The following is a 19,731-nucleotide window of genomic DNA, read 5'->3' as shown; positions in this document are numbered from 1 at the left end:
GACGCATTGAAGCCTACTTAGTTGCAAAATAAAGTTGTGATGCTTGCAAATAAAAGCACACTAACTCGTGCCTTGCGATTAAACAGGATAAAGTTAGACTTCTATTCTACCAAAGGAATGAGCGATTGACAAAATTGCCATTTTGCCTATATTTTTATAAAGGTTTTAGTGCTTCCTACAAATTTATGTCTAAAAGCCTAGTCCTCACTAATAGATTCTCTTTTGTATTGATTCAAGACTTCGGATGAAATCTCCTTCATAACATTGTAGATTAGCAAGAAAAAGTGTAAAATACTTGTTACAAACTATTAGTACCAAGTGATGGACTATGAATGAAAGGAGTCCAACTATGATCAATGGACTTATTATTTTATGTGCTTATCTAATCGGCTCTATACCTTCTGGATTATGGATAGGCAAAATTTTTTATAATACCGATATTCGTGAACACGGGAGCGGTAATCTTGGTGCGACCAATACTTTTAGAACATTAGGGAAAAAGGCTGGTATTATTGTTACGGTGATGGATGTCTTAAAAGGAACTGCCGCTGTCTTACTCGTGACACTTCCTGTTTTCTCTGATACTACACTCCACTCTTTATTACTGGGTCTTGTCGCTGTTATCGGTCATATGTTCCCGATCTTTGCCAACTTCCGTGGTGGGAAAGCTGTGGCAACGTCAGCTGGTGTATTATTAGGCTATTCTTGGCCACTCTTTGTCCTACTATTTATTACCTTTATTGTGACATTAAAAATCACAAAAATCGTCAGCTTAACATCAATGATAGCCGCTTTAGTAGCGCTTATCTATGCAATCGTTTATTATTTTATTACAGGTGACTTTGCATTAGGCATCTTGGTAGCCTTTTTATTTACCTTTATTATTTATCGTCACCGTGCCAATATTGCTCGTATTAAAAACGGCACCGAACCAAAGGTAAAATGGCTGTAGGAAGAGAGGAGCATTTGAAATGAATATTGCATTGACAGATGAAGCCCTACAATGGTTCAAACATGAAATGGAAGTTGAACCTGGTGATACAATTCGTTTTTATGCACGTTATGGTGGCTCAAGTCCGTTTCACGAAGGCTTTTCACTAGGCATGACACGTGAGGAACCTATTGCCATAGGTGTGCAAACAGAAATTGATGGTGTTATCTATTACATTGATGAGAAAGATCTTTGGTTCTTTAACGATCACAATTTACATGTTGATGTTGATACAAGTAATGATGAATTACAATACGACTATCGTACATAAAGCAGTCTGTCCTTTCCATACATGAAAGGACAGACTGTTTTTTTATTTATTACAAAACAAGACACACGAAAGTTGCAAGGAATGTGATATTGCCACAAATAGCTAGATTTTTCATATCTCTTTCGTTTATCTCTCAAAAAAATTGTCCATTCTAAAGGTAATGAACGACCATTTGAGGAGGAAAACACATGTCCATGTCTAACAATAACGAGACCTCCCCATCCCATACAACGAACGATTTATTGTATACTTCCCTATCTAAAAATATAAAAATCATTCAACAATCACTAGGGCATAGTAATGATATTATCATACGTGAAATTGCGATTGGAGAAACTGATCCCCATAGCCTCGCCATTATTTCCATTGATGGCTTATCGGATAAAACGACTATTTCTGATTCTGTTATCGATAAACTGATGGCAAATATTGAAGAAGAACAAGATATTGAAATAACAACCATTAATCAATATGTTCGGAATTCCTATTTAACGGTAGGCGATGTGACGAATATTGAGCATTTCACAACACTCTACAATGCCATTCTCAATGGTGAAACGGTTATTTTATTAGATGGCTTTGCCGAAGGGATTGTGACAAGTACTAGAAGTGCCAAGGATCGAGCTGTCACAGAGCCATCGACGGAATCCGTAATTCGCGGACCGAGGGAATCCTTTACGGAAACCTTGCGAACGAATACAGCGCTCATTCGTCGCAAAATAAAAAGTCCGAATCTCTGGATAAAATCACGCGTTATCGGAGATGTGACACAAACAGATGTAGTAGTGATGTATATAAATGGCATCTCCAGTGACAAAATCGTCGCAGAGGTATTGGCTCGATTAGATCGTATTAATATTGATGGCATTCTGGAAAGTGGCTATATTGAGGATTTTATTCAAGACTCAAAAAACTCTATGTTTCCAACCGTCTACAACTCTGAACGACCTGATGTCATCGCAGGTGAATTATTAGATGGCAAAGTGGCGATTCTAGTTGATGGCACACCTTTTGTCTTAGTCGTTCCAGCGCTATTTACATCCTTTTTACAATCAGCAGAAGATTATTATCAGCATTGGATGATTAGCTCACTTGTACGTATCTTGCGTTTCTTTGGTATCAGTCTAGCATTAGTAGCACCATCCTTGTATGTGGCGATTACTACCTTTCATCAGGAAATGCTACCGACCCCCATGTTAATTAGCATTGCTTCACAAAGGGAAGGCGTACCCTTTCCTGCAGTAGTAGAAGCGCTTATTATGGAGGTTGCCTTTGAGGTCTTAAGGGAAGCTGGACTTCGTATGCCTCGAACAATCGGTCCTGCGGTATCCATCGTAGGTACTTTAGTTATTGGTCAGGCAGCAGTTGATGCAGGCGTCGTTTCCGCTGTAATGGTAATTATTGTAGCCTTAACAGCGATTTGTAGCTTTCTATTCCCTGCCTATGGCTTATCGAATACGATTCGTGTACTACGTTTCCCATTAATGATTTTAGCTGCTATGTTTGGTTTATTCGGTGTAATGTTTGGCATTATGCTAATTATTCTTCATCTATGTAGCATTCGTTCATTTGGTGTACCTTATTTAAGCCCATTCGCACCGTTGGTATTACAGGATCAGAAGGATGCGTTTCTGCTGTTCCCGCGTAGAAAGTTACTTACACGACCTCGTTTGGTCAATCAAAAAAATATTGTTAGAGGACATAAATATATCAATGTAAAAAGCAGGAAATAACAACTGGATAAATGAGGAATGGAATATGGCAAAAATAAACTGGATTTGCTTACTATGTATCCTCACAATACTGTTAAGTGGCTGCTGGAGTAAGCGTGAATTAAATGAATTGGCCATAGTCGTAGCATTTGGCATTGACAAAATAGATGAGGAATATGAAATTACAGTTCAAATTGTTGATCCTAGTGAAGTCTCAGTGCGCCAAGCTTCCACTCAACGCTCTCCTGTCGTTAGCTATCATTCGAGAGGCGAGACCATCTTTGAAGCCATTCGGAAAATGACGACTATTGCAGCTCGAAAACCTTATTTTGCCCACCTTCAAGTGGTTGTATTAGGGGAAGATCTCGCGAAAGAAGGCATTAGTGATGCACTTGATTTAATTGTAAGGGACCATGAATTTCGTAAGGATTTCGACGTCATTATGTCTCACGAAGCAACAGCGAAGGAAGTATTAAATGTACTAACACCCATCGAAAAAGTTCCTGCTAATAAAATCTTGAATTCCCTTGATGTCTCTGAAAAGGCTTGGGGCTCCACAATAGCTGTTAATATTGATGAATTAGTCAATACGTTAACCAATAAGCATAAAGGGGCGTTAATTTCTGCTATTGAAGTTCATGGCGATAAGAAATTAGGGGTAGATCAAACAAATGTGCAACGTGTTAAAACACCTGTGCTATTACGTTATACAGGTTTAGCAGTATTTAAAGGGGATAAATATATAGGGCTACTGACTGAAAGCGAAAGCAAAAGTATTAGTTTTCTTAATGACAAAATTCAAAGTACGATAGAAATCATCGCCTGTCCTAATAAAGGGACCTTGTCTACTGAAATCACCCAATCCACTACAAAGGTGAAAGGGTCATTTAAAAACGGGAAACCGAAAATCGATGTCCATATTAATGTAGAGCAGAATGTTGGAGAGGTCGAATGTGATATCGATCTTACCAAAAATAAATCGATTGATTACGTTAATAAAAAAACAGCCCAGGGTATTGATGACCACATTGAAAAAACAGTAGAGAAAATTCAACAGCAATATGAAGTCGATGTTTTTGGATTTGGGGATGCCCTACATCGGGCAGATCCAAAGCAGTGGAAAAAAATTAAGGATGACTGGACTTCCATTTTTCCAGATTTAGCAGTGGCTGTTCATGTAAAGGTAACAACCCAAGGTTCAGGTACGATGCAAAATTCATTATTAAACAAGCCAAAGGAGGAGTAATGAGATGGTACTAGCAGTAGCTATCTTGATTATTGCAATCATTGTTGCTCTTGTTTTTATTCCAAAGCTAAAAAAGCAACAGGATAGAAAAGCCATTATTGTATTCTCCTTTTTGCTATTTATTGGAACGGCTTTAAATATGGGGATTGCCCTTAAAATCCATATTCCTAGCCCATTAGATTTGATTACCTTTATCTTCACACCGATTAGGGATTACATTGTGTCATTCACAAAATAGAAAGATGGACTGAGAAACGGAGGGTAGCTTGATGGAAAAAGAGATAATTAGTTCAAGACAGTTTACAATCGTTACCTTTCTCTATTCTATCGGTACAGCGATTTTAATTATCCCTTCGAGTATTACTGGTGCCGCTAAGCAAGATGCTTGGATAGCGGCAAGCATTGGTGTTCTGCTCAGTTTACTGGTTCTAAAATTATTTTTAACACTGGCCAATCAAACACCGTCCCTAAACTTTATCGAGGCCAATGAAAAAATTCTTGGGCGTTTTTTCGGGAAAATCACAGCGATTTGTTTCCTGATTATGACCTTTCTTTCGGCTGGAGAATTACTTTATTTTATCGGTATTTTCATGAAAACGGAAGTTATGCCAGAGACACCGACATTAGCATTTGCCCTACTGTTCAGTATCCTTATTATGTATGCCGCTTATTTAGGGATTGAGACCTTTGCCCGTTCGGCAGAAATCCTCTTCCCATTGTTTATCTTTATTTTTATTTTTTTCGTCATTAGTATTACCCCTCAAATTACATTTGAGAATATTCAGCCTCTACTAGAAGCGACCAAAGCATCTATGTTTTATAGTATTGCACGCTTTATGAGTATCTTTTCCTTTCCATTACTTGTATTATTGATGCTCTATCCTACTGGCGTCAATGTACAGCCGTCTGCACAGAAAGGGCTATATATTGGGGCAATCCTTGGCGGAATCGTCTTAGTTACGTTGATTGTCCTATCAATTCTTGTATTAGGTCCTGAAAACACTGCATCAAGGACATTTCCTAGCTATGCCTTAGCGCAAAGAATATCTATAGGGAATTTTTTACAGCGCATTGAAATCATTATGGCATTTATGTGGATTACGTCTATATATATTCGTACATTTATGTATTTCTATACGACCGTTGTTGGCCTCGCACAAATTTTAAAGATCAAGGATCATCGCCCACTCATTATACCGATGGGGATAATTGTTATTGGACTTTCTCAAATTGTTCATCCAGATATTGTGCATTCTACTAATTATAATAATGAAATTTGGCCAATCTTTTCCTTTATTTTCACCATTTTATTACCTATACTTTTGTTGATTGTGGTAGTTATTCGCAATCGTAAATCCAAGGCTCAAAATAACGAAACACCTCAGCAGGAAACAGAAAATGACAATCAAAAAGTCTAATTTCTTCTAAGCTAGAAAAGAAATTAGACTTTTTATTAATTAAATATGATATTCGATTTCATCTACAAAATCCCATTCATATGGTGTTTCTTGGTAAACATAGTAGTTCAACCAGTTAGAGAATAATAGATGCGTATGGGCACGCCATGTATTCATCGGCACTTGTGTCGGATCGTCATTCGGGAAGTAGTTTACAGGAACGGCGATATCTATGCCCTTCGCCACATCGCGACTGTATTCATCGGCTAGCGTTGTCGCATCATACTCTAGATGCCCCGTAATCATAATATTTTTATTATCTTTTGATTGTACAATAAATACCCCAGCATCCTCTGAATAGGATAATAATCGTAGATCTGGATGATTGCGAACCTCGTCAATCGAAACAGATGTATAGCGTGAATGGGGCGCAGTAAATAAATCACTAAAGCCACGTACCAAATCTACAGTTAAATCTGTAATCACATGGGAATAGACGCCTGAGCATTTAGCAGAAAGCTCAACCTTCCCAATGCCATAATGATGATACAATGCAGCCTGTGCCCCCCAACATATATGTAGCACGGATGTCACATTCTTTTTAGACCAATCCATAATTTCTGAAATTTCCTGCCAATAGTTGACCTCTTCAAAAGCCATTTTTTCTACTGGCGCACCAGTTATAATCATACCATCATAGCGTCGGTGTCGAATCTGATTGAACGTTGTGTAGAAAAGCTGCAAATGGGATTTACTCACATTTTTAGACTCGTGTGTGGCTGTATTCAAAAAGGTAATATTGACTTGTAATGGTGTATTCCCCAATAAACGTAATAATTGGAGCTCTGTTTTTTCTTTTTCAGGCATTAAATTTAATATTAATATATTTAATGGACGGATTTGCTGTGTTTTCGCACGATCTTCTTCCATGACGAAGATTTTTTCCTCACGTAAATGTTCTCCAGCTGGTAAATTTTTCGGAATATTAATTGGCATCTTGCTTTCCCCTCTCTATAATCACTCTCTTTTAGCAAACCTTGCTTGCGTAGAATGCAACGAAATTAAAAAATCCTCCTCATTCCATACGAGATAGAATGAGAAGGATTTTTTTCACGTCCACTCTTATCTCTCAAAGGAAAAAATCCTTTGCTGGAATTAGCACCTTTCTAACAATTGTTAGAGGTTGCTGAAGCGTCATCGGGCCAAATCCCTCAGCTTCTCTTGATAAGATTATTTAATTATCTTGAATTGTAACACGAACTAGTTAGAATATCAATAATTCATAGAATATTTTGTGATTCATGTGCATGTTCCTTGGTCATTTGATGTACACTAAGCTTGCTATATGTGGTGTTTCTGCATTTAAAATTTATGGTAAACATGCCGTAATTATGTTACCATATACTTTTAGTAAGAGAGAGGAACGTGAATAGTTTGATTAAAATTGAATTTCCAAAACCAGATCTAGTAATCCGTCAACGTGAACAAGACTTAAAACCAGGTGATGTGCCGATCACACCTTACTTTGGTTTTATTGACTTCCATAAAATCACACGAGATAAAGGCGGCATTTTCTTATTCTATAATGACAAGAATGAGCTATTGTTTGTTGGGAAAGCACGTAAAATTCGTCAACGTATTAAAAAACATTTCGAGGATAATGTATCTCCGATGAAAAACCATCGTGATGAAGTGTTCAAAATTGAAGTCTATGAAGTAGAAGATCCAATGGAACGTGAAATTTACGAAACATATGCGATTAATACTTTCCGCTCTAAATATAACGTAGACAAAGTCTTTTATTAGGCATCACGTAAAGAAACCGAAATCTCATCAAAGGGATTTCGGTTTCTTTTATCACATAATGGTCATACGATCAATTGGCGTACTCTGACCGTTTATTCGCAAATCAATGGTATCAAGCTCAGGATTCTTGACGGTGATTTTAAAAACATAGGGTTGTGCCTCTTTCCTTTGCTCGCTGCCTTCTTCTAACTGGATAATAAGCCTATTTCCCTCAGCTGTAATACTTGCCAATACATTCCCTTTTGAATAATAAACAAGGTAATATGGAGCATCCTTTTCATGCAATAGTTGTATTCTGTCATTAGAAACGATATTTTTTTGGACATTATCTGGGACAACCGTTAGCTCATGAATCGTTGGTGGATCGGTAGGTGGTGTAGCATTACAGGCTCCTAGCATTAGTAGGCTCATTAAACCTAGCAACACGAATTTTTTCAAGTAACTCCCCTTCCTTATACGACTATTCTAAGAAAAAAGCTTTACGCTCCTTAGCAATCCAGTCTTCTAACTCCTGATCATCACGTTTTACTAACCGATTGATGAGCACATCATGCCATATATAATCCTCTAACAAATAAATATGAACCGGATCATTGGTGATAAAGGCCGTCTCTTGGGTAGATGGAGAATGACCATAAATCATTTCCTGACCATCTATCGATAAGATAAACCAATGCGGTGTAGATGCTTTTTTTGTATAATGTGTGGCTCTATGCTGGTCAATTGAGGCGAGATGCTCTCCTACATACAACGTAATGCCATGAACAGGAACATGCAGCGCCACCTCTTGCAAATCTTCACGTAAGGCATCATACATATCTTCCCACATCGACAGCATCACTTTTTTCTTCGCCTTCTTTAGAAGTGACTGACAATAGTTGATAATGGATTCCTTGCCCTTCAGCATGACCACTTTAGGCTCAGCTTCCTGTACTTTTTCCTCTAATTTCTCTAATTTCCCGCTTATAGACGTAAAATTCGACTCCCAGCGCTGTTGCATTTGCTGTAAGAACACAGACACAGGCATTGCCGAATAGGTCGTTTGTTCTGCGGTCTCTTCTTTTAACACGATGCCCTTTTCTACAAGGATATTTAAAATATCATACACTCTTGCACGTGGTATGCCAGAATTTTTACTAACCTGATAAGCACTGACATGACTTTGCTGAACAAGTGCCGTATAGGCCTTTGCTTCATATTCTGTAAAACCCATTTCTTTCAGCTGGGTGATTAATTCCTCCATGTAATCCCTCCATTATCTTTATTATAGGCTACCAATGTGAAGATTTGCCAATGAAAAAATGGGGTTTACAGCGCAAATAAATTTAGTTACTATTTCAGTAGTAACTAAATTTAAAGAGGTGTCATATGTTGTTTGAAATCGATGTACATATTCTAATACTATTAATTTCTTTTGGATTTCTGGCGGCTTTTGTTGACTCAGTAGTGGGAGGGGGCGGTTTAATTTCACTACCAGCCTTACTATTTGTTGGGCCTAATCCAGCCGCTGCTGTTGCCACGAACAAACTAGCAGGAGCTATGGGCTCACTCACTTCCTCTATTTCTTTCTATCGTTCTGGCCAGCTGGACATTCGCTCTGTCCTCAAATATTTTCCACTAGCATTTATCGGATCATTATGTGGTGCTTGGACTGTGCATCTGATTAATCCAGCATTACTAAAGCCATTAATGCTTGTTATGCTGGCGGTTGTTGGGGTATATACGATCTTTAAAAAGGATTGGGGTGCCGTCTCTACCGTAAAAAATCTATCTAAAAAACATTTGTTTTTATTTATGCTGCTATTATTTGCTATTGGTTTTTATGATGGATTTCTTGGTCCTGGCACAGGGTCGTTTTTAATCTTTAGCTTCTTACTGGTAGGCTTTGATTTTTTAAAGGCGGCTGGTAATGCAAAGTTTTTAAATTTGGCGAGTAATGTGGCTGGTGTTTGTATGTTTGCCTACTTAGGTCAAATTCATTATGTTTATGGTCTAGTCATGGGCATTGCGCAAATTGGTGGGGCTATGCTTGGCTCACGGATGGCAATCAAGAAAGGAAGTGGCTTTGTCCGCACACTATTTATTGTCGTTACAATGACATTACTTGCGAAAAATGCCTATGATTTTATGATGCATTAAAATAAACGCCACAGAATTTGAAATCTGTGGCGTTTTGGCGTTAAATCATAAGCTTTTCGTTTTTAAATTTATGACTAGTGGACAAACTGACAATCACAAAAATAAAGAAGGATGCGACAATTGGTATCGTGACTGTATGCATACCAAAGACAGAAGGATAAAACCGATCAATCATAATATACAACAACATGCCTGAAATCATTGACGCAATCGCTCCGTATTTATTCGCTTTTTTCCAATACAATCCTAAAACGACTGTCCAAATAAAGACAGCCTCTAGTCCACCGAAGGCAAATAAGTTCAACCACACTAATAAATCAGGTGGATTGAGTGCAAAGATGACAACGGCTAGGCCAATGACTGTTGTTACAATAAAGCTTGCACGCTTTATCTCTGCATCACTAGCTTTCGGCTTCATATAATTTAAATAGATGTCTTTGACAACTGTAGAGCTGACAAGCATTAGTAAAGCATTAACCGTAGACATTGTCGCAGCCATTGGTGCAGCTAAAACGATTCCTGCTAAAAATGGCGGTAATACCTTCAATGTCAGGAGCGGCATGACTTTATCACCAATCTCAATGCCCGGTAAGACAGGTCGGGCTAACACCCCAATTAAATGCATGCCAAACATGATTGTCCCTATGGCAATCGTGCCAATAAGAATCGCTTGATGCATACTTTTGGAATCCTTATAGCTCATCGCACGAACCGCAATTTGCGGAAGTCCTACAACCCCTACACCAATGAGAATCCAAAATGTTGAGACATACAGAGGCGTTAAATCTCCTTGTGCGCCAAATGGTGACACAAAGTCAGGATTTTCAGCGACCAGTGAGGCCATTATATTGTCGATGCCTCCACCTGCCACAATCGTGCCGATTAATAAAATAATTGTACCAATCACCATAATTGAACCTTGGACCGTATCTGTAAGTGCAACCGCACGAAAGCCTCCGATAATCACATATACTAACACGGAAATCGCAAAAATAAACAGTGCTGCTGTGTAGCTTAAGCCAGTTAATGACTCAATTAAGCGTGCACCCCCAACCCATTGAGCCATCATAGCCGAAAATAAGAAAACAATGATACTAATGGCTGATAAAATAACAATGACATGGCTTTTGTAGCGTTCACGTAAAAAGTCGATTAACGTAATGGCCTGGTAACGACGAGCAATAATGGCGAATTTTTTCCCTAAAATCATGAGTACAAAATAACCTGCTGGTAGCTGAGCCATTGCCAGTAATACCCACCCAAGTCCTTTTGTATAGGCTACACCCGGTCCTCCGATAAAACTACTCGCACTGCCATATGTAGCAATCATCGTCATTGCAAGGATAAAACCACCCATTTCACGACCACCTAGGAAATACTCCTGCAGGAATGAATTAGAGGAGCGGACATGCTTATTGGCCCAAATACCGATTCCAAAAATAATAATTAAAAATAATAGCAATGGAAATACAACTTGCCAATGCATTAGCGATCCACCTCCTCATCATCGAATGGTACCTCTTTGAAAAAGAGTTTCATCACAATCCAGATAAGAAGGATCATAAAGCCTGTCCCAGCGATACAGCTATAGAAAAACCAGGCAGGAAAACCAAATACATACGTATAATTTCTTGGATCTCCTGAACCTAATCCATAGGCAAAGCCAAACCAAATCGCAAAGTTGACTAGGACGAGTCCAATTCCGATAAGCGCCTCTCGATGCGCTATTTTAAAGCGTTGATCTTTCACATGTAATCCCCCTAACCTACTCTATTTTACTGATATGTCGGTCTGATGGGAAGAGATGTGAGTAAATAAGGATAAGTTATATGGAAATGATTTTGTTATACTAAGTAAAAGGTAAGGAGAAGAAAGTTGCTTGATCCTGACGTTTTTCACACAAACCTAACTATCCCTCACAATTATGTAGACATCTACAACAAACTGATAATGGAGATAAGTAAAAACCTTCGTCCATCTAGTTAGACGAAGGTTAGTTAGTTTATAATGGTCGCTTTTCCCAAGGTTGTAGCGTCCCGACAATATGGATAGGTTGATCCTGTTGAATAGCAGCAACGACACCTTGCGATATTTCCTCATGCGTAAGCCATCTCGCATGACCTTCTTCCATCATAAAACCTAGCTGGATTTGCCTGTATTGCGAACGAGCAGGGAGCTTCAATTTCTCTTGGACTTCACTTAAATTCGCCTTACTCCCCAACACATGAAACAGTTTCCATTCCCCGTTATTCTCTATTGAAATTACATTGGAGATGTTCTCTAATGTAGTATCCGCATAGGAATGAATCCAAGCAACGACCAATTCAATGGGCCCATTATGCTTAAGCGTTTCTTCTAGCTTCTTTTTTAATAAGGCTATATTACAATAATCAACTAAAATCGGCGTTAGAAGTGCGGGTTTGGTTGTTCTATTTCGCAAATCTTCCATTCGATGGGCACTACGTCCAATTACTGAGACATGGTAGCCATCATTCACTAACCAACAGGATGTGTCAGCCAACATCCCTGTTCCACCAATAACTAATGCGTGGGCCATTTATGTGTCCCTCTCTTATTTCGGATTTAGAAAGACGAGCGTTTCTTCCTTCTCATCATACTTAACAGATCGATGAGTCGACAAGCCTATACAATGCCTTTTTATCGATTTTACCAACGCTTGTTTTTGGTAGTTCGTCTAAGAAAATCATTTGTTTTGGAATCTTATAACGTCCTAATTGTTGATGACATAGCTCATTAAGATCATCTATTAGAGAGGCTACTTGGTGGGGACAAACAATAAAAGCTGTCACGATCTCACCCCAATAGTCATCACCTACACCAATCACGGCCACCTCCCGCACATCTGGATGCCGTAGTAGACATTGTTCTACTTCCTGAGGATAGATATTTTCACCACCTGAAATTATCATTTCTTTTCTACGCCCAACAATATAAAAATCGCCTTCCGCATCCATCATCGCTAAATCCCCTGTTTTCAACCAGCCATCTTGCAGGATATTGGCAGTTTCTTGCTTGTTATTCCAGTAAAAGCGAAACATATGCTTCCCTCTTACCAATAGCTCTCCTACTTCTCCAGGTGCACAACTTTTTCCTGTATGACTGATGATTTTAGCTTCATTGAATTGCATGCTTTTCCCGACAGCCCCCTTTTTTGCATAGGCACGCTCTCGGTCAATATAAAAATTATTGGGTCCTGCTTCTGTTAAACCATATCCCTCTTTAAAAAATAATCCCTTATTATAAAAAGCATCGTAAATAGGATGAGGGCACGGGGCACCGCCAGATAAAAATACCTTCATGGAAGGAAATTGATTTTCCTGAAAATACTTCGTAGCAATCATTGCTTGATACATAGTTGGCACAAAAAGAGAAATTGTCGTTTGATATTGGTTCGTTGCTTGTAGTGCCTCTTCTGCATCAAATTTATCGCCAATAATGACGGTTCCTCCCGCCATCAGTAAGGGGATGCATAAAGCATTTAAGCCACCAGTATGAAACATCGGCATATAATTTAATGTCCGATCTTGAGCATGTAAACCCCAGCTAATAATAGTATTCATGGCATTCCAATTGACCGACTGAAAGGATAACACTACCCCCTTTGGCTGACCCGTCGTGCCTCCTGTATAAATCATTAACCATGGATCATTCACATCCACGTCTTGCCTACTTGGTTGTATCTCCTTCTCATGCTGGCTAACATAAAGTGAAAACATTTTTTCTAAAACTAAGGGACAATGACTATCCTCTTCGTATAATAGGATAGCAGGAGTCGCATCCTCCAAAATTTGTGTTAGCTCCTCCTTGCTTAAGCGCCAATTTAACGGCACATAAATGAGCCCACGTAGCCCACAGGCAAATAAAACAGCAAACAATTGGATATGATTTTTCGCAAAAACAGCGACTCTACTTCCCTTTTGTAGCTGCTGCCGTTCGAAAAATTGACTCCATTTGCCGATTTCCTCAGATAATTGCTGGTAGGTCCATTGTTCCTTTGATGTTAAATTAATCAAGGCGATGTGGTGAGGTGTTAAAGCTGCACGTTTTAAAATCCATTCTTGCTCAACAAACATCTTGACTACCCCCTATCACATCATAATTGCGCCATCCACATGCAGAGTATGCCCATGAACATAGGAGGCCTCATCAGATGCTAAAAATAAATAGGCATTGGCAATATCACGTGGTGTCCCTAGGCGTTGTAGGGGGACGATTGATCGCATTTGAGCCAAAATATTTTCAGGCATTTTTTTGACCATATCTGTTTCTGTAAAGCCAGGTGCCACTGCATTAACATTAATCCCCTTACGCCCTAATTCCTTCGCCCATGTTTTTGTCATACCTACAATCGCTGCTTTTGTCGCTGCATAATTGGTTTGACCAACATTGCCATATACTCCACTAACTGAGGATGTATTTATAATTTTGCCTCCACCTGCTGCCACCATATAGGGAATGACCTCCTGTGTACAATGGAAGACACCTGTCAAATTGACATCTAGTACCTGCTGAAATTGATCCTCCGTCATTTTTGTCAGCATCGCGTCTCTTGTAATCCCCGCATTATTCACTAAAATATCAATCCGTCCTGCCTGTTCGATCACTGCCGTCACCAGCTGATTAACGCTCTCTCTACTTGCAACATCTACTTGTATAAATACAGCATTTTCGCCTAGTTGTTGTGCTGCTAGAATGCCTGCTTTATCGTCATAATCGGCGATAAACACCCATGCCCCCTCCTCGATAAAACGCTCAGCAGCCGCATAGCCAATACCATTTGCAGCGCCTGTAATGATAGCCACTTTATTGTTCAAACGCATACTGTCTTCCTCCAATTTCTAAAAAAGCTTCAATTTCAGCTGTCAATTGTGCTAAATCATCGACCAAAGGCGAATGCCCACAATTTTTTAGGCTTACAAACTGTGCTGTTTTGCCTAAATCATGTAATATCTCTGCATTCATCTCCTCTGTAATCACCAAATCACGATCCCCTCGGAGCACTAAAATTGGGATATGAAGCAGCATGGCCTCCCGAGAGCCTTTTGCCACCTCATTGTCAACAGCGCTTATATTAAATGTATTGAGTGCATGATATACTTCTGCTAAATTGCGCTGTGTAAGCATATCTTCTACATATTCTTGATATTTTCCCTCGTTTGGTCGATGATGCGTATAAATTAATGCATTCCATATAGACTGTAAGCCTTCCGCATTTTTTTCATCGTAGAAGCCTTGAATAAGCTTTGTTTTGGATGTATCCACCAATACCTCCTCATAATGATAGGCTCGCTTAAAGGAGGCTGGATCGCCTGTTCCTAAATCCGTGTAAAATGGATAACCACGTGTAGAAGCAGACGCAAGTAAAATTAGTCGTTGACAGTGTCCTGGATAATTTGCTACAAACTGCATACAGACAGCTCCACCTGTTGACCAGCCAATCATATCAAAGCTTTGCAGTTGCAGTGCATCCACAAATAGTTTGACATCATCACTAAAATCTTTAATAGCAGTGATTGGCTTAAGATAGGATGATTCACCAAAACCACGTAAATCTATCGCGTAAATGGTGTATTTCTCGTCTAAAGCATCCATCAGAATATCCCAATGCTTAGAAGATGTCATATTGCCATGTACCAACACTAAAGGATGACCTCCACCTGATCGCTTGCGATAGGCCATTGTTTCTCCATTTGCTAGTTGAATCGTTTTTACCATGCCATTTCCCCCTTATCCCCAACGTATTGTGATAGCTCCCCATACATAGCCAATGCCAGCACTAACAAGCATCACAATATCGCCTGCTTGAATTTGGTTTTGCTCCTGTGCTAGCTGTAGGGACAATATTTGATCGATCTGACCTATATGTCCATAGTCTTGCAAATAAATAGACTGCTCCTGCTGTAAGCCAAGCTCCGTTAAAATATAATCATGTGCAGATCTTTTCATATGCAACATCGCTAAATAATCTAGCTGATCGTCACTGTATCCACTTTTCGCTAAAGAACTGCGAATGACCTTCAAAAAATTGCTTAAAGATTTTTGTTCTAGCCGCTCCTTCATCCCAATGGGGTCCAAAACGTCAAGCTTATATAAATTTTCGGTTAAATGGGTTGGGGTTAATGGATTTTTCGTTCCCCCGACTGGCACGACTACATCCTCTGAGAAAGAACCATCCGTTATAATATCTGCCTCTAGTAGCAAATTTTTTTCATAGTTTTTTTGTAATAACATGGCCCCTCCACCAGCCGCTAAATTGTACATAAAGCGCGTTCGTGGATTGCTGTAATCGATAAAATCAACATTGCGATAACCACCTGCTAACAGAATGGTTCGTATCGTGTCATCTGAGGCCATTAGGCTTTTCGCCACTTTCAGCGCCATAATTGTAGTGCCGCAGCGTAATTGCACATCAAATGCCCATGCATTAACAGCACCAAGCTCCTCCTGCATTTTAATGGAGGCTGTCCAGAGTGGATATTCCTTATGTTCCTCCCCCATATAGATGACAACATCAATATCCTTAGGGTCTATATTTGCCTTTTGAATCGCCTCCTGTGCTGCCCAGATACCCATTTGCACGGTATGATCAGACTTATCAGGAATTGGCTTTTCATGAATGCCCATTTTTTGACGGATAATGGCCTCAGGAATATTGGAAAGAGCCGCAATTTCCTGCGATGCCATCTTCTGTTGAGGTAGATAAATACCTGTACTAACAATACCAACTGTCATTCAAATCGCTCCTTTTCCTGAGGCAAGGGACCTGTCGTTTTTCGTTGCTTTAGCCTTCCTCGCCACTTCCAAAAGAGCAATCTTAATGAGCCAATAATACCTTTTGGGAAGAAGATAACGGCTAAAATATAGAGAATCCCGAAGAAGATAATCCAACGTTCAAAAATAGGATAATCTCGTGCAAGCCCTGACAGTGCATGTTGCGCATATTCAATGACCGCCGAGCCTAATAACGGCCCCACTAAAGTACCAACCCCACCGATAATCGTCATTAACAATGCATCCAGCGTAATATCCATGGCCATCACACTCGTGTTAACGAAGCGCAATGACACTGCATATAAGGAGCCAGCAAAACTTGCTACAATGCCTGCCACAACTGAGGCAATGACTTTATAGTGCAACGTATTAAAGCCTAATGATTTCGTCCGCTGTTCATTTTCACGAACGGCAATTAAAATACGACCTGTTGGTGAATTAACAAAGCGGTAGAGCGCCAAAAAGATGACAACCAAGCTTGCTAGCACAAAGAAATAGAAGGTCATTCGATCTCTAAATAGATCAGGTGCTCTGAATGTAAAGCCATCATTGCCATACGTAACAGAGCGCCACTTTTCAGCTAAGACTAAAAATAACCCCGAAAAGGCTAGCGTCAGCATCGCAAAAAAATGACTTTTTAAGCGTAAGGTTAATAAACCTACTAAAAAGCTAATGAAGCCTGCTAGTAGCATACCAATCACGATGGACAGTACAAAGATCAAGAGTGTGTGATCCATCTGCTTAAGCATGACTGCTGTTGTGTAGGCACCAATGCCGAAGAACATGGCGTGCCCAAAGGAGACGATGCCTGTATAGCCTAGTAAAATATCATAGCTCATTGCCAATATCCCAAAAATAAAGATTTGTGTGAGTAAAATAAGTAGTGTCCTTGAATCATTGACAAAAGGAAGGATAATAAAAATGACAAGTAACAGGAAAAAAGCGAAAGTACGTAAAGATATTTTGTTGTTCATGATGTCCGCTCCTTTCGCATCGCAAACAGCCCCTGAGGACGGAAAATTAAAACGACGGCCATTAAAATCATATTGACCGCCAGTGACAGCACAGGGACATAATAAGCCATAAAGCTACCTGCTAGCCCTACTAAAATCGCTGCAAGCAAGGAGCCGGAAAAACTACCCATACCGCCAATTACCACAACAATAAAGCCTAAAATGGCATACTCCATGCCCATCTCCGCATAAATCACACCTGAATAGGGAGCCATCAACATGCCACTAAGTGCCGCCAGAGCAGCGCCCACCATAAAGACGTATAAAAATACACGCTTAATATGAATACCGAGAGCCTGCGCCATTTCCTTATCCTGCACCCCAGCCCGAACGATCAAGCCAATCTTCGTGCGCTTCAGCATGTATTGGAAAATACCAAAAATCACAAACCCTATGACAATAATAAATAAACGATATTTAATGATGATCACATCACCAATTTCCCAGCTTCCTGCTAAATAACTTGGTGTTTTTACTGCCACCCCATTTGGTCCAAAGACCACCTTAATAAGCTCCTGCAAAACGAGCATCAGCCCTAAGGTAATTAAAATTTGCTGAATATGATTGCCGTAAACAGGCGTAATAATGAATTTCTCTGTCAGCAGTCCAAGCAACGCTCCAGTCACAATCGCGCCTATAATCCCAACGATAAAACTTTCTGTCAACATATAGGTAAAGATGCCCGCATAGGCCCCCCAAACAAAGAGCCCACCATGCGCAAAATTCAATACATCCATTAAACCGAAAATTAATGTCAAACCAGCTGCTAACAGAAAAATTAACATCCCAGTGGCCAAGCCATTAATAATTAAATTGACCAATAGCTCCAATGATAGTCACCCCCCTCTATCCAATGCCAAGATACTTGCGTTTTAGCTCTTCATCATCAATCAAATCCTGCATATTGCCCGAATTTACTGTTCTACCATCATCGATTAATGTATAGGTATCACCAATTCGACTAGCCATTATAAAGTTTTGCTCCACTAGAACAATGGACGTTTTCTTTTTCATTTCCACAATCGATTCCATCACTTTTTCCACAACTATCGGAGCAAGTCCCTTGGAAGGCTCATCTATCAATATTAATTGGCTATCATTGATAAAGGCTCTAGCCATGGACAGCATTTGCTTTTGACCACCGGATAAATGCCCACCAGCCTTTTTCCAAAACTTCTTTAAGTCAGGAAACAGCTCTAGCACATATTGCTGTCGCTCTAATGTGGCTGTATCCTCCTTGCGCATCGCTACCTTCATGTTTTCCTCTACCGTTAAATCTGCAAAAATCCCTTGATTTTCAGGTACATAGCCGATTCCTAATTTCGCCACCTTATAGGTAGGACTTTTTTTAATCGATTGGGAGCGAAAGGCAATGTCACCCTTTGTTGCAGGCGTTAAACCCATTATTGTTTTCAGGGTGGTCGTTTTCCCTGCGCCATTGCGTCCGAGCAGTACAGTAACCTGCCCCTCCTTCGCTTCAAAATTAACGCCCTGCAAAATATGATATTGACCAATATGCGTGTGAACCTCATTTAATGTCAGTAAGGTGGTCATCGTACAGCCCTCCTAAATATGCATGTTGCACAGTATCATTATTCATAATTTCCTCTGGTGAGCCATCTGCTAATAGCTGACCATTGAACAACACCATAATAGAATCCGATAAATCCAAAATCATATCCATTTTGTGTTCAATGAGCAAAATGGTTTTATCCCCCTGCTGTTTTATGCTTCGAATAATTTCTAAAATCGTAGGTACTTCCTCTAATGACATCCCTGCAGTGGGTTCATCGAGCAGTAGAATTTCTGTATCTAACGCGAGTAGCATGGCAATCTCAAGCTTTCTTTTCTCTCCATGGGATAGCATTGTTGTCAGGGCATCTCGTTTATTGTCGAGTAACACAAGTGCCAATAACTCCTCCGCTTTGTCCGTAATCGCCTGATAGCTTTTGTAATGGCGGAATAGCTGATAACGAATTCTCTCCTTGGATTGGACGGCTAAACGAACATTTTCGAGAACCGTTAAGTTTGGAAAAACATTGGTAATCTGAAAAGATCGTCCCAATCCCATTCGAGTTCTTTCAATGGCCGACTTTTGTGCAAGTGATTGCCCTTTAAAATAAACATCACCCGTAGTTGGCTTTAGCTCACCACTAATCAAATTAAAGAAGGTTGTTTTCCCAGCACCATTCGGCCCAATAATGGACTTTAAATGCTTCTCAGGCATTTGAAAATTAACGCCATCTACAGCCGTATGTCCCCCAAAACGAATTGTTAAATTATCTGTATATAATATAGGCTCCATTCTCTACTCCCTTCCTTCTCACATTTATGTAGAGAGACAGCTATGCTGCCTCTCAATTC

The 19,731-nt window shown here is 39.7% G+C and carries 22 protein-coding genes and 1 riboswitch; of the genes, 8 read left to right on the top strand and 14 right to left on the bottom strand.

Annotated elements, in window-relative coordinates:
• Nucleotides 1-349 precede the first annotated feature (349 nt).
• From plsY to ACHZEU_RS01305, 6 genes are all read left to right on the top strand, one after another.
• Complete coding sequence (plsY, locus tag ACHZEU_RS01330; protein ID WP_048393068.1) at nt 350-952, top strand: glycerol-3-phosphate 1-O-acyltransferase PlsY; 603 nt, start codon at nt 350-352, stop codon at nt 950-952.
• A 19-nt stretch (nt 953-971) separates the two neighbouring features.
• A complete protein-coding gene (locus tag ACHZEU_RS01325) occupies nt 972-1,262 on the top strand; it encodes a HesB/YadR/YfhF family protein (protein ID WP_048393071.1) in 291 nt (96 codons plus the stop codon).
• Between the two features lie 188 nt (nt 1,263-1,450).
• A complete protein-coding gene (locus ACHZEU_RS01320) occupies nt 1,451-2,995 on the top strand; it encodes a spore germination protein (protein ID WP_279495128.1) in 1,545 nt (514 codons plus the stop codon).
• 25 nt (nt 2,996-3,020) lie between these two features.
• Entirely contained in the window at nt 3,021-4,220 is a 1,200-nt protein-coding gene (locus ACHZEU_RS01315; protein ID WP_279495129.1) for a Ger(x)C family spore germination protein, read from the top strand.
• A gap of 4 nt (nt 4,221-4,224) precedes the next feature.
• On the top strand, nt 4,225-4,458 hold the full coding sequence (locus ACHZEU_RS01310) for a hypothetical protein (RefSeq protein ID WP_054550235.1): 234 nt from the start codon (nt 4,225-4,227) through the stop codon (nt 4,456-4,458).
• 31 nt (nt 4,459-4,489) lie between these two features.
• A complete protein-coding gene (locus tag ACHZEU_RS01305; protein WP_279495130.1) occupies nt 4,490-5,638 on the top strand; it encodes an endospore germination permease in 1,149 nt (382 codons plus the stop codon).
• Nucleotides 5,639-5,677: 39 nt separating this feature from the next.
• Here ACHZEU_RS01305 and metA read toward each other — a convergent pair whose 3' ends face one another.
• Nucleotides 5,678-6,613, bottom strand: a complete 936-nt coding sequence (gene metA / locus ACHZEU_RS01300) for a homoserine O-succinyltransferase (RefSeq protein ID WP_004227915.1) — start codon at nt 6,611-6,613, stop codon at nt 5,678-5,680.
• A 123-nt stretch (nt 6,614-6,736) separates the two neighbouring features.
• A riboswitch (SAM riboswitch) is annotated at nt 6,737-6,848 on the bottom strand.
• A gap of 203 nt (nt 6,849-7,051) precedes the next feature.
• On the opposite strand from metA, the gene ACHZEU_RS01295 reads away from it, so the two are divergent.
• On the top strand, nt 7,052-7,423 hold the full coding sequence (locus tag ACHZEU_RS01295) for a nucleotide excision repair endonuclease (protein WP_004227912.1): 372 nt from the start codon (nt 7,052-7,054) through the stop codon (nt 7,421-7,423).
• A 51-nt stretch (nt 7,424-7,474) separates the two neighbouring features.
• On the opposite strand, the gene ACHZEU_RS01290 is transcribed toward ACHZEU_RS01295, so the two are convergent.
• Nucleotides 7,475-7,861, bottom strand: coding sequence for a hypothetical protein (locus ACHZEU_RS01290; protein ID WP_269898414.1), 387 nt, complete (start codon nt 7,859-7,861; stop codon nt 7,475-7,477).
• A gap of 22 nt (nt 7,862-7,883) precedes the next feature.
• Nucleotides 7,884-8,666 (bottom strand): TrmB family transcriptional regulator, encoded by a 783-nt coding sequence (locus tag ACHZEU_RS01285; protein WP_054550238.1) that lies wholly within the window; start codon nt 8,664-8,666, stop codon nt 7,884-7,886.
• A 125-nt stretch (nt 8,667-8,791) separates the two neighbouring features.
• Between ACHZEU_RS01285 and ACHZEU_RS01280 the strand changes: the two genes are divergently transcribed.
• Nucleotides 8,792-9,562, top strand: coding sequence for a TSUP family transporter (locus ACHZEU_RS01280; protein ID WP_279495132.1), 771 nt, complete (start codon nt 8,792-8,794; stop codon nt 9,560-9,562).
• Nucleotides 9,563-9,602: 40 nt separating this feature from the next.
• Here ACHZEU_RS01280 and panF read toward each other — a convergent pair whose 3' ends face one another.
• From panF to ACHZEU_RS01225, 11 genes are all read right to left on the bottom strand, one after another.
• Nucleotides 9,603-11,048 (bottom strand): sodium/pantothenate symporter, encoded by a 1,446-nt coding sequence (panF, locus tag ACHZEU_RS01275; protein ID WP_048393080.1) that lies wholly within the window; start codon nt 11,046-11,048, stop codon nt 9,603-9,605.
• A complete protein-coding gene (locus ACHZEU_RS01270; protein WP_004227902.1) occupies nt 11,048-11,311 on the bottom strand; it encodes a YhdT family protein in 264 nt (87 codons plus the stop codon). The genes panF and ACHZEU_RS01270 overlap by 1 nt, the downstream gene beginning before the upstream one ends.
• A gap of 253 nt (nt 11,312-11,564) precedes the next feature.
• Nucleotides 11,565-12,119: a short-chain dehydrogenase gene (locus ACHZEU_RS01265; protein WP_279495135.1), complete on the bottom strand. Its 555-nt coding sequence runs from the start codon at nt 12,117-12,119 to the stop codon at nt 11,565-11,567.
• 61 nt (nt 12,120-12,180) lie between these two features.
• A complete protein-coding gene (locus ACHZEU_RS01260) occupies nt 12,181-13,656 on the bottom strand; it encodes a class I adenylate-forming enzyme family protein (RefSeq protein WP_259950268.1) in 1,476 nt (491 codons plus the stop codon).
• Between the two features lie 15 nt (nt 13,657-13,671).
• On the bottom strand, nt 13,672-14,403 hold the full coding sequence (gene fabG, locus ACHZEU_RS01255; protein ID WP_048393085.1) for a 3-oxoacyl-ACP reductase FabG: 732 nt from the start codon (nt 14,401-14,403) through the stop codon (nt 13,672-13,674).
• Nucleotides 14,387-15,298 (bottom strand): alpha/beta hydrolase, encoded by a 912-nt coding sequence (locus ACHZEU_RS01250; protein WP_279495138.1) that lies wholly within the window; start codon nt 15,296-15,298, stop codon nt 14,387-14,389. Before ACHZEU_RS01250 ends, fabG begins: the two co-directional genes overlap by 17 nt.
• Before the next feature lie 12 nt (nt 15,299-15,310).
• Entirely contained in the window at nt 15,311-16,315 is a 1,005-nt protein-coding gene (locus tag ACHZEU_RS01245) for a 3-oxoacyl-ACP synthase (RefSeq protein ID WP_279495139.1), read from the bottom strand.
• Entirely contained in the window at nt 16,312-17,328 is a 1,017-nt protein-coding gene (locus ACHZEU_RS01240) for a branched-chain amino acid ABC transporter permease (RefSeq protein WP_279495140.1), read from the bottom strand. Before ACHZEU_RS01240 ends, ACHZEU_RS01245 begins: the two co-directional genes overlap by 4 nt.
• On the bottom strand, nt 17,325-18,197 hold the full coding sequence (locus ACHZEU_RS01235) for a branched-chain amino acid ABC transporter permease (protein ID WP_279495155.1): 873 nt from the start codon (nt 18,195-18,197) through the stop codon (nt 17,325-17,327). Before ACHZEU_RS01235 ends, ACHZEU_RS01240 begins: the two co-directional genes overlap by 4 nt.
• A 16-nt stretch (nt 18,198-18,213) precedes the next feature.
• On the bottom strand, nt 18,214-18,921 hold the full coding sequence (locus ACHZEU_RS01230) for an ABC transporter ATP-binding protein (RefSeq protein WP_279495156.1): 708 nt from the start codon (nt 18,919-18,921) through the stop codon (nt 18,214-18,216).
• Nucleotides 18,896-19,672, bottom strand: a complete 777-nt coding sequence (locus tag ACHZEU_RS01225) for an ABC transporter ATP-binding protein (RefSeq protein ID WP_279495157.1) — start codon at nt 19,670-19,672, stop codon at nt 18,896-18,898. The genes ACHZEU_RS01230 and ACHZEU_RS01225 overlap by 26 nt, the downstream gene beginning before the upstream one ends.
• Nucleotides 19,673-19,731: the final 59 nt, after the last annotated feature.

Origin of the sequence: Lysinibacillus sp. S1 (genome assembly GCF_044986265.1) — a bacterium.
GTDB classification, from domain to species: Bacteria; Bacillota; Bacilli; order Bacillales_A; family Planococcaceae; genus Lysinibacillus; species Lysinibacillus capsici.
The sequence above is the reverse complement of the archived record's forward strand: the minus strand, read 5'-3'. Positions and strand labels throughout refer to the sequence as shown.

Coding starts and splice junctions, on each gene's coding strand:
- plsY (WP_048393068.1), top strand. CDS start 350: ATGATCAATGGACTTATTATTTTATGTGCTTATCTAATCGGCTCTATA.
- ACHZEU_RS01325 (WP_048393071.1), top strand. CDS start 972: ATGAATATTGCATTGACAGATGAAGCCCTACAATGGTTCAAACATGAA.
- ACHZEU_RS01320 (WP_279495128.1), top strand. CDS start 1,451: ATGTCCATGTCTAACAATAACGAGACCTCCCCATCCCATACAACGAAC.
- ACHZEU_RS01315 (WP_279495129.1), top strand. CDS start 3,021: ATGGCAAAAATAAACTGGATTTGCTTACTATGTATCCTCACAATACTG.
- ACHZEU_RS01310 (WP_054550235.1), top strand. CDS start 4,225: ATGGTACTAGCAGTAGCTATCTTGATTATTGCAATCATTGTTGCTCTT.
- ACHZEU_RS01305 (WP_279495130.1), top strand. CDS start 4,490: ATGGAAAAAGAGATAATTAGTTCAAGACAGTTTACAATCGTTACCTTT.
- metA (WP_004227915.1), bottom strand. CDS start 6,613: ATGCCAATTAATATTCCGAAAAATTTACCAGCTGGAGAACATTTACGT.
- ACHZEU_RS01285 (WP_054550238.1), bottom strand. CDS start 8,666: ATGGAGGAATTAATCACCCAGCTGAAAGAAATGGGTTTTACAGAATAT.
- ACHZEU_RS01280 (WP_279495132.1), top strand. CDS start 8,792: ATGTTGTTTGAAATCGATGTACATATTCTAATACTATTAATTTCTTTT.
- panF (WP_048393080.1), bottom strand. CDS start 11,048: ATGCATTGGCAAGTTGTATTTCCATTGCTATTATTTTTAATTATTATT.
- ACHZEU_RS01265 (WP_279495135.1), bottom strand. CDS start 12,119: ATGGCCCACGCATTAGTTATTGGTGGAACAGGGATGTTGGCTGACACA.
- ACHZEU_RS01260 (WP_259950268.1), bottom strand. CDS start 13,656: ATGTTTGTTGAGCAAGAATGGATTTTAAAACGTGCAGCTTTAACACCT.
- fabG (WP_048393085.1), bottom strand. CDS start 14,403: ATGCGTTTGAACAATAAAGTGGCTATCATTACAGGCGCTGCAAATGGT.
- ACHZEU_RS01250 (WP_279495138.1), bottom strand. CDS start 15,298: ATGGTAAAAACGATTCAACTAGCAAATGGAGAAACAATGGCCTATCGC.
- ACHZEU_RS01245 (WP_279495139.1), bottom strand. CDS start 16,315: ATGACAGTTGGTATTGTTAGTACAGGTATTTATCTACCTCAACAGAAG.
- ACHZEU_RS01240 (WP_279495140.1), bottom strand. CDS start 17,328: ATGAACAACAAAATATCTTTACGTACTTTCGCTTTTTTCCTGTTACTT.
- ACHZEU_RS01230 (WP_279495156.1), bottom strand. CDS start 18,921: ATGACCACCTTACTGACATTAAATGAGGTTCACACGCATATTGGTCAA.
- ACHZEU_RS01225 (WP_279495157.1), bottom strand. CDS start 19,672: ATGGAGCCTATATTATATACAGATAATTTAACAATTCGTTTTGGGGGA.